General features: G+C 36.7%; 12 protein-coding genes, 1 other RNA gene and 1 other annotated feature. Of the genes, 10 read left to right on the top strand and 3 right to left on the bottom strand.

Annotation, left to right across the window (positions count from 1 at the left end; all coding sequences use genetic code 11):
- Positions 1-28: 28 nt before the first annotated feature.
- Positions 29-265 (top strand) — a binding site (T-box leader).
- Between the two features lie 55 nt (positions 266-320).
- From hisS to KD050_RS02590, 3 genes are all read left to right on the top strand, one after another.
- Positions 321-1,610, top strand: coding sequence for a histidine--tRNA ligase (gene hisS, locus KD050_RS02600; RefSeq protein ID WP_211896186.1), 1,290 nt, complete (start codon positions 321-323; stop codon positions 1,608-1,610).
- A complete protein-coding gene (aspS, locus tag KD050_RS02595) occupies positions 1,607-3,379 on the top strand; it encodes an aspartate--tRNA ligase (protein ID WP_211896185.1) in 1,773 nt (590 codons plus the stop codon). The genes hisS and aspS overlap by 4 nt, the downstream gene beginning before the upstream one ends.
- A gap of 762 nt (positions 3,380-4,141) precedes the next feature.
- A complete protein-coding gene (locus KD050_RS02590) occupies positions 4,142-4,414 on the top strand; it encodes a YqhV family protein (RefSeq protein WP_211896184.1) in 273 nt (90 codons plus the stop codon).
- Between the two features lie 47 nt (positions 4,415-4,461).
- Here KD050_RS02590 and KD050_RS02585 read toward each other — a convergent pair whose 3' ends face one another.
- Both KD050_RS02585 and KD050_RS02580 read right to left on the bottom strand, forming a co-directional pair.
- Positions 4,462-5,703, bottom strand: a complete 1,242-nt coding sequence (locus KD050_RS02585) for an MFS transporter (RefSeq protein WP_235753904.1) — start codon at positions 5,701-5,703, stop codon at positions 4,462-4,464.
- Between the two features lie 72 nt (positions 5,704-5,775).
- A complete protein-coding gene (locus KD050_RS02580) occupies positions 5,776-6,402 on the bottom strand; it encodes a LysE family transporter (RefSeq protein WP_211894712.1) in 627 nt (208 codons plus the stop codon).
- A gap of 191 nt (positions 6,403-6,593) precedes the next feature.
- Between KD050_RS02580 and ssrS the strand changes: the two genes are divergently transcribed.
- The 3 genes from ssrS (at position 6,594) to KD050_RS02565 (ending at position 7,887) form a co-directional block, all read left to right on the top strand.
- Positions 6,594-6,778, top strand: a non-coding RNA gene (gene ssrS, locus KD050_RS02575) — 6S RNA.
- A gap of 91 nt (positions 6,779-6,869) precedes the next feature.
- A complete protein-coding gene (locus tag KD050_RS02570) occupies positions 6,870-7,631 on the top strand; it encodes a tRNA threonylcarbamoyladenosine dehydratase (protein ID WP_211894711.1) in 762 nt (253 codons plus the stop codon).
- A gap of 61 nt (positions 7,632-7,692) precedes the next feature.
- Complete coding sequence (locus KD050_RS02565) at positions 7,693-7,887, top strand: hypothetical protein (protein WP_211894710.1); 195 nt, start codon at positions 7,693-7,695, stop codon at positions 7,885-7,887.
- A gap of 404 nt (positions 7,888-8,291) precedes the next feature.
- Here KD050_RS02565 and KD050_RS02560 read toward each other — a convergent pair whose 3' ends face one another.
- Entirely contained in the window at positions 8,292-9,578 is a 1,287-nt protein-coding gene (locus KD050_RS02560) for a replication-associated recombination protein A (RefSeq protein WP_211894709.1), read from the bottom strand.
- A gap of 137 nt (positions 9,579-9,715) precedes the next feature.
- On the opposite strand from KD050_RS02560, the gene cymR reads away from it, so the two are divergent.
- The 4 genes from cymR (at position 9,716) to KD050_RS02540 (ending at position 13,154) form a co-directional block, all read left to right on the top strand.
- Positions 9,716-10,138: a cysteine metabolism transcriptional regulator CymR gene (gene cymR / locus KD050_RS02555; protein WP_211894708.1), complete on the top strand. Its 423-nt coding sequence runs from the start codon at positions 9,716-9,718 to the stop codon at positions 10,136-10,138.
- A gap of 10 nt (positions 10,139-10,148) precedes the next feature.
- Complete coding sequence (locus tag KD050_RS02550) at positions 10,149-11,279, top strand: cysteine desulfurase family protein (RefSeq protein WP_211894707.1); 1,131 nt, start codon at positions 10,149-10,151, stop codon at positions 11,277-11,279.
- A gap of 91 nt (positions 11,280-11,370) precedes the next feature.
- Positions 11,371-12,483: a tRNA 2-thiouridine(34) synthase MnmA gene (mnmA, locus tag KD050_RS02545; protein ID WP_211894706.1), complete on the top strand. Its 1,113-nt coding sequence runs from the start codon at positions 11,371-11,373 to the stop codon at positions 12,481-12,483.
- Positions 12,484-12,497: 14 nt separating this feature from the next.
- A complete protein-coding gene (locus tag KD050_RS02540) occupies positions 12,498-13,154 on the top strand; it encodes a tetratricopeptide repeat protein (RefSeq protein WP_211894705.1) in 657 nt (218 codons plus the stop codon).
- Positions 13,155-13,167: the final 13 nt, after the last annotated feature.

The raw sequence follows: 13,167 nt of genomic DNA, 5'->3' as shown, positions 1-13,167 counted from the left end.
ATTAAGATAAAGTATAATCAAAAACTAAAACAAACCGATGACCGAAAAAGTAGCTGTCTAAAACGGATGACAAGAGAAGGAAAGACGTGGCTGAAATCTTTCCTACATACGCATTCAGTGAACAACATTCGAGAGGATTTTTGTCGAAAGAGATTATTCTTTAGTAGGCAGAAACGGAACTGGTCGTTATCCAGAATTGAGAGGGTCAATTTTTTGACCAACTAGGGTGGAACCGCGGAAGCTTATATAAGCTCTCGTCCCTTGCTATTTATAGCAGGGGATGAGGGCTTTTTTATATGCAATGGAAAGGGGCAATTGCCATGGATATTAAAGTACCTAGAGGAACACAAGACATTTTGCCATCAGAAACTAGTAAATGGCAAGCAGTAGAAGAACTAATTAGAGAGCAATGTCGTATGTATCAATACAAAGAGATTAGAACCCCTGTTTTTGAACATACTGAATTATTTACTAGAAGCGTTGGAGACACCACGGATATTGTTCAAAAAGAAATGTACACATTCCAAGATAGAGGGAATCGTTCCCTTACATTGCGACCAGAAGGTACAGCATCAACGGTAAGAGCGTTTGTAGAACATAAAATGTTCGGTTATCCAGATCAGCCAGTTAAGCTCTACTATATGGGACCGATGTTCCGTTATGAGCGTCAGCAGGCAGGTAGATACCGTCAATTCGTACAGTTTGGTATTGAAGCAATAGGTAGTGCGGATCCAGCAATAGATGCCGAGGTTATTTCTTTAGCAATGTCTGTCTATCAAAATGCAGGATTGAAAAAGCTAAAGCTTGTTATAAATTCCTTAGGGGACACTGAAAGTAGAATTGCTCATAAAGCGGCACTAGTTGGTCACTTTGAGCCACATATTGAAGAGTTTTGTTCGGATTGTCAAAATAGATTACAAAAAAATCCACTTCGTATTTTGGATTGCAAGGTAGATCGTAACCATCCGTTAATGGAAACAGCACCTTCCTTAGCAGATTTTTTAAATGAAGAATCAGCTGCTTATTTCGAAAAAGTAAAAGAATATTTAACGATATTAAATATTCCATTTGAGGTAGATCCTAATCTGGTACGTGGATTAGATTATTATAACCACACTGCTTTTGAAATTATGAGTGCTGCAGAAGGGTTTGGAGCAATTACAACACTAGCAGGCGGGGGAAGATACAACGGTCTGGTAGAAGAACTAGGTGGACCAGATGCTCCTGGAATTGGATTTGCAATGAGTATTGAAAGATTATTATTAGCTATTGAAGCAGAAAACAATGAATGGTCTGCTAAGTCGACATTAGATGTCTATGTAATTGGACTAGGTGAAGCCGCTAAGAAAAAAGCGGTCGAACTTACGTATCAACTTAGACACCACAAAATTACAGCAGAGATGGATTATTTAGATCGTAAAATGAAAACACAAATGAAATCAGCCGATCGTTTAAATGCAAAATTTGTATTAGTAATTGGCGATGATGAATTAGAAAAAGAAAGTGCTATGTTGAAGGATCTAGCAACTGGTACTCAAAATTTAGTTCCATTCAGTTCATTAATCGAACAAATAAAGACTAGTTTAACACAGTTGGAGGCAGAGGAATAATGAGTAGAACACACACAAGTGGACAATTAAATGAACAGCAAATAGGTGAATCCATCCAATTAATCGGATGGGTACAAAAACGTAGAGATTTAGGTGGATTAATATTTGTTGATGTACGTGATCGCACAGGGCTAGTACAAGTAGTTTTCAATCCGGAATTTTCAGAATCAGCTATTCAAATTGCAGATAAATTGCGCAATGAATATATAATAGAGGTAAAAGGTACTGTAGTTGCACGTGCAGCAAACCAAGTGAACAAAAATATTTCATCTGGAGCAATTGAAGTACATGCTAGTGAAGCTCGCATTATTAACGAAGCTAAAAACCCTCCATTTGCAATTGAAAACCAAACAGATGCAGGTGAAGATATTCGTTTAAAATATCGCTACTTAGACCTAAGACGACCAGTAATGTATGATACCTTCAAAATGCGTTCAGATATTACTAAAACAGTGAGACGCTTCCTAGATGATGAGGGATTCTTAGAAGTAGAAACTCCAATTTTAACTAAATCTACTCCTGAAGGAGCACGTGACTATTTAGTGCCAAGTCGTGTACACGATGGAGAATTTTATGCACTTCCACAATCACCACAGTTGTTCAAGCAGCTTCTAATGGTTGGAGGATTTGAAAAATATTATCAAATTGCTCGATGCTTCCGTGATGAAGATTTACGTGCAGACCGTCAACCAGAATTTACTCAAATTGATATGGAAATGAGTTTCCTATCGATGGATGAAATTTTAGAAATGAATGAACGCATGATGAAAAAGGTTATGAAGGACGTTAAAGGTGTAGATGTGACCATTCCTTTCAACCGTATGAATTATGATGAAGCGATGAATCGCTTTGGATCAGATAAACCGGATGTTCGTTTTGGATTAGAACTTGTTGATCTTTCGGAATTAGTGAAAGACAGCTCATTTAAGGTTTTCGCTTCAGCAGTGGAAGCTGGAGGGCAAGTAAAAGCGATTAATGTCAAAGGTGCAGCAGATAACTATTCTCGTAAGGATATTGATGCACTTGGAGAATTCGCTGGAGTTTATGGTGCTAAGGGGCTTGCTTGGTTGAAAGTGGACGAAGAAGGTTTGAAGGGTCCAATTGCTAAGTTCTTCGAGGGCGAAGCAGCTACAAGCCTTATCCAAACATTAGAGGCAACAGCAGGAGATTTATTATTGTTTGTTGCTGACAAATCCTCCGTTGTGGCAGATGCATTAGGTGCGTTACGTTTAAAACTTGGAAAAGAGCTTGAGTTGATCGATGAATCACGCTTTGAATTCTTATGGGTAGTTAACTGGCCGTTATTCGAATATGATGAAAAAGAAGGTCGTTACTACGCAGCGCATCATCCATTCACAAGACCTTTTGAGGAGGATCTTGCATTAATGGATACTGATCCAAGTAAAGTACGTGCGCAAGCGTATGACTTAGTATTGAACGGTTATGAATTAGGTGGAGGATCTCTACGTATATATTCTAGAGAAGTTCAAGAAAAAATGTTCGAGATACTTGGGTTTTCGGATGAGGAAGCTAAAGCTCAATTTGGTTTCCTAATGGAAGCTTTTGAATATGGAACACCTCCACATGGCGGAGTTGCATTTGGACTAGATAGATTAGTAATGCTTCTTTCTGGTAGTACAAATTTACGTGATACGATTGCATTCCCGAAAACAGCAAGTGCAAGTGATTTATTAACTTCTGCACCTAGCCCAGTGGCAGAGGCTCAGTTAGATGAGTTAAGCTTGAGCTTAAAATTGAAAACGAAGTAAATTATAGAAGGATTTGTCGTGACAATAGTCGTGATGAATCCTTCTTTTTTAGATTAAAGACTTTCTTGACACTTAACTCTGTGATCCAGGTATTTTGGAGAATCAGATATATGACACTGCTGATTTTCGTTTCAGGCGGACGCTTTCCGCGGGTACGGCTTCAATCTCCTGGTCACTACGTTCCTAATAAAATGTGTAAGACTCCATCTATAGCATAGCTTACTGCTAAGAAGATAAGATTTGTTAAGTTTTAGAAAGTGATAAAATTATTTGTAATCGTTTTTGAATTAGAAATACAATTATTCAATTTTGATGAAGTTAGATTTCATTTTTTACTAGTGGAATAAAGAGAAATAGTAAGTATTTACTAATAAAGAAGCGAAATAGCGAACGAAATTGCATCTTCGAGAGCTTTCTCTATGAATAGTGATGTATCCTTTCTCTAGTTATCCAAAAACGCATTAACCTGCTTATAGAAGTTGTAGGAGGGCGTTGGAAAGAGAAACGCCATATAATTACCGAAAAAAAGATGCTAGTTGGTTGTGGCGGATGTCACAACCAACTAGCATCCCTAAAAATTCACTCGGTAATAATATAGCAAGACGTCTGTCTAAGGCTCTTCGAAAACGATAGAAACAGGTTTTAAATTACAGGTGCTTGCGCTGTTCTTATAAACATATTTAAGGTGTTACTCAAATAATACTTACGATGTTTACATATAATTTCAATAGTACATATTCTTTTATTAAAGAGAGGTAGAAGATACTGATTATTGAGAAGGCATTATTATTTATTATCATACTTAGATTACTTTCAGGAAGTATAGAGTTATCTGCAGCAATGCTTATGATTAAATTTAATGATTTAGAAAAAGCTTTTTATATTAACTCTTTACTAGCTTTAGTAGGTCCTGTTGTTTTAATAGTTACAACTGGCATAGGTTTAACTGGCTTATCTGAAAAAATATCTTTAACAAGAATGGTATGCTTATTTGCAGGTATATTGCTCATCCTTTATAGTTTAAAGTCAAACTGAAAATATAAAATGGACTGGTTAGCTTATCGCTTTCCAGTCCATTATATTTATACTTTATGATTTTGTCCCTCAATTTCCTCTACTTTTATAAGTTTCATCGCAAGGAAAAACAAAGTAATTCCAATCACTCCAGCAACAATATAACTAATATTAAGATAATTTTTCATGACTAGTGACATGATTGGTGGGCCAGCTGCAACTCCGATGAATCTGGCAGAACTATAAAAAGAAGAGATCGTGCCTCGCTCTTCTTTTTTTATATTTTCGGTAATCAGTGCATCCAATACTGGTAACAATGCACCAATGGCTATTCCCATCACACTTGTTATAAGTAATAATAGAAACAGTTTTTCTTTTGTAAATCCTATAAATACTACAGAGATAGACATGACTATTAGACAAATCATCGTCATCTTTTTCATAGTGGAAACATTTCCTTTTATATTTCGACCAGTTATATAAGAAGCAATACAAAGCATGAGAAGTGGAATTGCTAATACAAATCCTTTTTTTATTCCTTTTATATCATGTGTTTTTTCAAGCATTTCGGATAGAAAAAACAAAACCCCGAATAATAGGAGCATAACAAAAGCGCCGTTTATAAATACAGTTAAAAGCCATTGACCTTCCTTTTTAAATGTCTTCCTTGTATTCCTCAAAAAGTCCTTGAATTTTATGGGTTCATCTTTTTCCTTTGGTACTTTTACAAAGAAAAATATCATCACGATGGAAATTAAACTAAAAATCGAAATTGAAAAGAAAGGTAAAAACCATAATACCGCTGCTAAAACAGATCCAAGAATAGGGCTTAAAACCTTTCCGAAGGTATTGGAGGTTTCGATAATTCCGAGACAGGAACTGGTTTTTTCATCATCATCTTTATATAAATCTCCTACTAGCGGCAATACTATTGGCATGGCACCAGCCGCCCCTATACCTTGAAGGATTCTTCCTATAATAATCCAAAAAAAGGGGTCATCTATTTTCCACGAGGCAAAACCAGCAATAATACCTCCGAGTAGCGCTAATATCAAGCTTGGTAAAATGACGATCTTTCTCCCGAAACGATCAGATAGGTATCCCGCCACTGGTATAAGAAAAATAGCTGCAATTGAATAACTTGTAATAATCATACTTGACTGGAATGAGCTGATACCTACCTTTTTTTCTAGAATAGGTAAAATAGGGATGAGCATAGAATTGCCAAGTGTCATGACGAGTGGGATAGAAGCCATACTAATAACGCACCATATACTTACATTGTCAGTTTGACTATTGTTATTTATCATATACACACCTCAACTAATGATCTTTAAGGTATGTTCTCCATCGTGAACTACAATATACGTTTCAAAAATCTACTAAAACAGAGCTTGAAATGCTTGCATGCCAAAATAGATACCGAAACCAATCATACCTAAAGAAGAAATAAAAGAAATAGCTTTTAAGAGAGGGGTGGACAATAAATTTCGTGAACTACTCGATAAGAAAGCCATTATAAAATCTACAAATCCAATACCAACTAATATGGCTATGCTTATGATAATCGTTTCAATACCAGATATTTCACCGCCGCCACTCACTAAAATAGACCCGTAAATACCTAGCCAAAATAGAATTGTTAACGGATTTAAAAAAGCCATTAGCAAACCAGCAAGTAGAGAGTGTCTGAACCGCACAATTTTCCGGAATTTTGGGTCCATAGAAATATTGTTTAACGTAAGTAAATTTTCAATTCCCGTATACATTAGTACAAAAAAGCCGAAGCACCATAAAAATATCCGCATATGAGGAGAATCGATAAATTGCCCTACTCCAAAGTAAACCATTAGCATATAAATTATGTCTGTTACTATTGCACCGAGTCCAAAAAACCATGCATGGAAAAAACCGTTTTTTATACCGGTGTTTAGGAGTGTTGCTTTAACAGGACCAATAGGCGCTGCTAAAGATATGCCTAACAAGAAATATGTACTTAACGAATTCATTCATGTCCTCCATTTTTGTTATATGATGCATCATATTCATGATGGACTTACCTTACAACTTATGGAACTAAATATTATTAAGTATAAGTTAAAGACGAATAATTATATTTACCTATTATTCAGAATAGTCAATTAAGTACATGATAAAATGATTGAATTTCGAAAATTTATATGTTATTATTCAATTAACACGAATCCTGATGTGTTCGCAATTTGCTAATCAGTTTTGACCGAACAACTATATCGTTGGGAGTCTAACTTTTATTATGAATGACATGCCTTTAATCGGGACGCCAAGATTAATAAAGAGGACACCCACCTGCTTCTTGCGGGTTCAAAACGATACGCTTTATTTGTCGGCACGATTGGGATTCGTATCATTTCTTAAATATCCTCTGGCGAATTTGCTAGAGGTTTTTTCTTGGGATTTAATCCTACTAATCTGATTTAAAATGGAGTGTTTTAAAATGTTGCATCAATTTTCTAGAAACGAACTTGCAATAGGTAAAGAGGGAATAGATTTATTGAAAGGTACTACTGTTGCTATATTAGGTGTCGGTGGAGTTGGATCTTTCGCTGCTGAAGCTTGTGCACGAAGCGGTGTTGGACGTATTATTTTAGTGGATAAAGATAATGTAGATATTACTAATATTAACCGTCAATTAGTAGCTTACATATCAACGATTGGACGTTCAAAATCAGAAGTGATGAAGGAACGGATTGCTGACATTAATCCTGAATGTGAAGTAATAGATATGCATATGTTTTATACTGAAGAAACGTATGAACAATTTTTTGCGATGAATATTGATTATGTTATAGATGCTTCTGATACGATCATTTATAAAATTCACTTAATGAAAGAATGTTTGAAACGTAATATTAAAATTATTTCAAGTATGGGTGCCGCAAATAAAACAGATCCGACTCGCTTTAAGATTGTGGATATTTCTAAAACACATACAGATCCAATTGCAAAAGTAATACGCACAAAGCTGCGCAAAGAAGACCGAATTACGAAAGGGATTCCAGTTGTATTTTCAGATGAGAGTCCAATTGTAGTTAGAGAAGATGTAGTTGAAACAGTAGGTAAACCAGAGGCAGCTATTAGAAAAGCTAAGATGCCACCTTCTTCAAATGCATTTGTTCCATCAACAGTCGGTTTAATATGTGCCAGCTGGGTAATAAACGACATTTCAAAAGATATTCATATTAATAGAGTACAGTAATTGCTTGAAGTTTTTTCCTGATGATTTATACTAAATTTATATAAACAAGGAGGGGAATAAAATGACTGAAACAAATAACCAAGAAGCACCTAAAAAGAAAATGACACTACAAGAAGCTGTTAAGCAAAAGCTTGAAGAGAAAAAGAATCAATCTGCCGGTGGTAAAGCTTCCCTTAACGGATCTACAGGAAGCCAAAAAATGAAAAGTCAACAAACTAAAAAGGTTAGTAACACTAGACGTAAAATGGGTGTCTAAAACATCAAAAATCCAGTCCCTATAAGGTGACTGGATTTTTTTGGGGATTTATAAAACTAATGCATGTAAATAATTTTCTATGAGTGATTTCCCGTCCGGACTCAAGCGATTTTGCTCAATTATATATATAAAGTTCCCATTCCATAAATCCAGTGATCCAGGTATTTTGAGGAATAGGATCTGTCCCTTAATACTGCTGTTCGAACTGTTTTTTTTAGTTGTAGGAGGGCGACGGACAGACAACGCCATAAGATTACCGAGAAAAGAGAGGCTGGTCGTGACGTCAGTCACGACCAGCCTCTATAAAGAACAGTCGGTATATAACAACAAGTCTGTCCAAAGCCTACCGAAAACGATAGAAACAGGTTTTAATGGCCGTTTGCGCATTCACTTTTGTTGTTTTCTTATTTTTGTGTTTTAAATTTCTCTAATCGCTTATAAATAGCCGCTAATCTTTTTTCTTCTCCAGCTTCTACTGGTTTGTAGAAGGAACTCCCTACAAGATTATCAGGGAGGTATGTTTGATTGACCCAGCCTCCAAAGGTTCCGATTTTATAGTCATGCGGATAAATATAGCCGCCATGACCTAAATCAGCAGCCCCTGCATAATGCGTATCCTTTAAATGACTTGGAATATCCCCAGTTTTTCCTTGGTGAATACTAGCTATTGCAGCGTCTAAAGCCGAATAAGCTGAATTGGACTTCTCGGAAAGACACATTAGGACAACTGCATTGGCTAAGGGGATTCTTGCTTCGGGTAATCCTAATCGTTCAGCAGATTGAATAGCAGCTAACACTTGGGGTCCAATAGAAGGATTGGCAAGACCTATATCTTCATAGCTCATCACAAGTAGCCGCCTAGATACAGCTACTAAATCTCCATTTTCCAATAAATGTGCTAAATAATATAGAGCAGCATCCGTATCACTACCGCGAACAGATTTCTGTAGGGCTGAAAGCAAGTTATAAAAATGAGAGCCTTTTTTATCTCCAAATACCCCGACCCGATCTACAAGACTTTTTAAGGTTGAATCCTCTACAATGGTTACCCCATTTTCTTCGAAACTTGCAAAGATGGTAGATTCTAATAGGGTTAAAGCTTTCCTAGCATCCCCATTTGCTGCATCTGCAATAAGTCTTCTTTGCTGCTCAGTAATTTGAATGTTCAATTGACCTAGACCTTTAATTTTATCTTCCAACGCTCTATTTAATAGTAAGTCTATGTCGTCTGTTGTTAATCTTTTGAGTTGTTTGATCTCTCCACAGCGTGATCTTATAGCTGGATTTACATCATGATAAGGATTTTCTGTTGTTGCGCCGATTAAAATAATGGATCCATTCTCGACGTGTGGAAGCAATGTATCCTGTTGTAGCTTGTTGAAACGATGAATTTCGTCCAGAAATAAAATAACCTTTCCACTTATACGTGCATCGGCTACTACATCTTCCACGTCTTTTTTCCCCGCTTTTGTAGCATTCAATGCAACAAAAGGTAGCTTTGTCGTACCTGCGATGGCGAAAGCAAGAGATGTTTTGCCTACGCCCGGGTCACCGTATAATAGCATAGAGGGTACATGTCCGTTTTTTATCATTTTATATAGAGCGGTGTTTTCTCCGATAACATGCTGTTGTCCAGCGAGGTCGTCAATAGTTTGAGGTCTCATCCGATATGCTAAAGGTTCATTTTGCAAAATGATCTCTCCTTATTTCGTACGTTTGTTCTTTTATTATATAGAAGATTGTCTGAAAAGTCATTTTGAAGTCGATATAGCGTGTAATTATGCTATACTAGGGAAAGAATTTTTTTAATCTTATGAGGTGAATTATATTGAAATTTTCAACAAAGGGAAGATATGGTTTAACGATAATGGTCGCTCTAGGCAAGCAATACGGAGAAGGCCAAATTGCCCTTCGACAAATCGCTGCAGAATATAATTTGTCCGAAGCGTATTTAGAGCAGATAGTCTCTCCTCTTAGAAATGCAGGGCTTGTGAAGAGTGTCAGAGGAGCATACGGAGGATATATGCTTTCAAGAACTCCAAGCGAAATAACTGCAGGAGATGTAATTCGAGTTTTAGAGGGTCCTATTCAAATCGTTGAGGGTATTGAAGAGGAAGCACCTCCACAGCGTGAATTATGGATGCGTATACGAGACGCAGTAAAAAATGTACTAGATACAACTACGATCGAAGACCTTGCAAAATACACTGAAGAAGATCCAGGGAACGCTGGATATATGTTTTATATATAAGGAGTTTAAAATGACTAGAATATATTTGGATCATGCAGCCACAACACCAATGGCCAAAGAAGTAATCCAAGTCTATACAGCTGAAATGAAGGAAGAGTTCGGAAATCCATCTAGCATTCATCAAACTGGAAGAAAAGCAAGAAAAAAAGTGGATGAGGCTAGAGTAATTTTAGCTAAAAGTATTGGAGCACATGAAACGGAAATTACAATTACTAGCGGAGGTACGGAAGCAGATAATTACGCTATTTTTGGAACTGCGTACGCAAGAAAGAACGAAGGAAAGCATATTATTACAACTCAAGTTGAACATCATGCCGTACTTCATGCATGTGAGCAACTTGAAAAAGAAGGTTTTGAGGTAACTTATTTACCAGTAGATAAAAATGGTTTGATCAGTATCGATGACTTGAAAAATTCACTGAGAAAAGATACTATTTTAGTTTCCATTATGTTTGCAAATAATGAGGTGGGCGTTGTTCAACCTATTGTGGAAATTGGAGAGCTACTGAAGGATCACCTTGCCTATTTCCATACAGATGCTGTACAAGCATATGGTTGTTTATCAATAGATGTTCAACTAGCCCAAATTGATTTACTAAGTGTTTCAAGTCATAAGATAAATGGACCTAAAGGGATAGGTTTTTTATATCAACGAAAAGGTGTTTCTCTAAAGCCTATTTTTTACGGAGGGCAGCAAGAGCGAAAAAAACGAGCAGGTACGGAAAATGTGCCGGCTATTGTTGCATTTGCAAAGGCAGTACAATTGAAACAAACAGCGATTATTGAGGGGACTGCAGCTTATAGTCAGTTTAAGAAAGTTTTCTTAACTGAATTGGAGAGATTAGACGTTCCTTTTAAAGTTAATGGCTCGCCTGAATTTGTTCTTCCACATGTATTAAATATTAGTATCCCCAATACAGATGTGGAGACTTTTTTGGTGCAATTAGATTTAGCTGGTATTGACGCATCTAGCGGGTCTGCTTGCACTGCCGGTTCGATTGATCCATCTCATGTACTAGTAGCGATGTATGGCGAAAACACACCGGAGCTACGCAATTCGGTTCGTTTTAGTTTTGGCTTGAACAATACGGAAGAGCAAGTGAAGGAAGCTGTAAAGAAAATAAGTAAGATAGTATTATAGTTCAAACTCAACTAAAGGTTTAACTTCATTTAGCTTGAGTTTGAATGTTACTACAATGAAGTTAAAGATTTAAGTGAAAAGAGTGAATACGATGAAAAAAATAGAAGATACAAGAGTAGTAGTTGGAATGTCCGGAGGGGTAGACTCTTCAGTTGCCGCTTATCTACTGAAGGAACAAGGTTATGATGTTATCGGCATTTTCATGAAAAACTGGGATGACACCGATGAATTTGGTATGTGTACTGCTACAGAGGATTATGAAGATGTTATAAAAGTCTGCAACCAAATAGGCATCCCTTATTATGCAGTAAACTTTGAAAAACAATATTGGGATAAGGTTTTCACTTACTTTTTAGAAGAATATAAAGCAGGGCGAACTCCTAACCCAGATGTTATGTGTAATAAAGAAATTAAATTTAAGGCCTTTTTAGAGCACGCATTAGCATTAGGAGCAGACTACTTAGCGACTGGTCACTATGCACAAGTAGAAGTTCGTGATGGACAAACTCGTATGCTACGTGGAAGAGACAATAATAAAGATCAAACATATTTTTTAAATCAATTAAATCAAGAACAATTAGAAAAGGTAATGTTCCCAATTGGACATTTAGAAAAGAAAAAAGTGCGTGAAATTGCATTGGAACAAGGTCTTGCTACAGCGACAAAGAAGGATTCCACTGGTATTTGTTTCATTGGCGAAAGAAACTTCAAGGAATTCTTGAGTCAGTATCTTCCTGCACAACAAGGTGCTATGGAAACGATGGATGGAAAAGTAATGGGACAGCATGACGGATTGATGTACTATACAATCGGTCAACGCCATGGTCTTGGAATTGGTGGTTCAGGTGATCCATGGTTCGTAATTGGGAAAGATTTGGACAGAAATGTACTTCTAGTTGGGCAAAATATTAACAATGATGCATTATTTTCAACTAGCCTAACTGCAACTGATTTATCCTTTACAACAACAATCGAAAAACCTCAATCTTTCCAAGCAACAGCGAAGTTCCGTTATCGTCAAGACGATGTAGGTGTATTCGTGGAGTTGATAGATTCTAATCGAGTTAGAGTTACATTTGATGAACCAGTACGTGCTATTACACCAGGACAGGCCGTAGTATTCTACCAAGGTGATGAATGTCTAGGCGGTGCTACAATTGATGAAGTATTCAAAGATGGCGTTAAACTGGATTATGTTGGATAACTGGAGGTAATAACATGAACTACAATGAACTAGGAATTCAAGCTATTCAAGAAGAGAATTACGAAAAAGCGGTTGAGTTTTTTACGAAAGCAATTGAAGAAAATCCAGATGAGGCTATCGGTTATATCAATTTTGGAAATCTTTTATCCTCGATGAATGAAGATGAACGAGCAGAGAAATTTTTTCAAAAAGCGATCACACTAGATGAGGGTGCAGCAACGGCCTATTATAGTCTTGCAAACTTATATTATAATGCGGAACGATTTGAGGAAGCTGCTAAGTTGTATGAAAAAGCAATTTCTAATGGTATTGAAGGACCGGACGCTTACTATATGCTTGGGAAGAGTCTTGAAAAAGAAGGTTTAACGAAGCTTTCACTTCCATACTTTCAAAGAGCATATGAACTAGCTCCTGAGGATACTCAAGTGAAATTATCTTATGGAATTGCACTGGCTAGTTTAGAAATGTTCGATCAAGCAGAACCGGTTTTTAAAGAGATAATTGAGACGGATGCTGAAAATGCAGATGCTCACTATAATTTAGGTGTTTTATATGCTGTTTCTACATCTAACACTGATGCTGCATTATCCCATTTAAAAGAAGCTTTTACGCTTCAACCCAATTATGATCAGGCACGCTATGTGCACGACATGATTTCCCTACGAAATTAATGAAACTCTGGAG

Origin of the sequence: Psychrobacillus sp. INOP01 (genome assembly GCF_018140925.1) — a bacterium.
Lineage (GTDB): Bacteria > Bacillota > Bacilli > Bacillales_A > Planococcaceae > Psychrobacillus.
Note: the sequence above shows the minus strand (reverse complement) of the source record. Positions and strands in the feature narration are given on the sequence as shown.

Bases quoted from the DNA above. Each gene is read 5' to 3' on its own strand.
- hisS (WP_211896186.1), top strand. From the start codon at position 321: ATGGATATTAAAGTACCTAGAGGAACACAAGACATTTTGCCATCAGAA.
- KD050_RS02585 (WP_235753904.1), bottom strand. From the start codon at position 5,703: ATGATAAATAACAATAGTCAAACTGACAATGTAAGTATATGGTGCGTT.
- KD050_RS02580 (WP_211894712.1), bottom strand. From the start codon at position 6,402: ATGAATTCGTTAAGTACATATTTCTTGTTAGGCATATCTTTAGCAGCG.
- KD050_RS02570 (WP_211894711.1), top strand. From the start codon at position 6,870: ATGTTGCATCAATTTTCTAGAAACGAACTTGCAATAGGTAAAGAGGGA.
- KD050_RS02565 (WP_211894710.1), top strand. From the start codon at position 7,693: ATGACTGAAACAAATAACCAAGAAGCACCTAAAAAGAAAATGACACTA.
- KD050_RS02550 (WP_211894707.1), top strand. From the start codon at position 10,149: ATGACTAGAATATATTTGGATCATGCAGCCACAACACCAATGGCCAAA.
- mnmA (WP_211894706.1), top strand. From the start codon at position 11,371: ATGAAAAAAATAGAAGATACAAGAGTAGTAGTTGGAATGTCCGGAGGG.
- KD050_RS02540 (WP_211894705.1), top strand. From the start codon at position 12,498: ATGAACTACAATGAACTAGGAATTCAAGCTATTCAAGAAGAGAATTAC.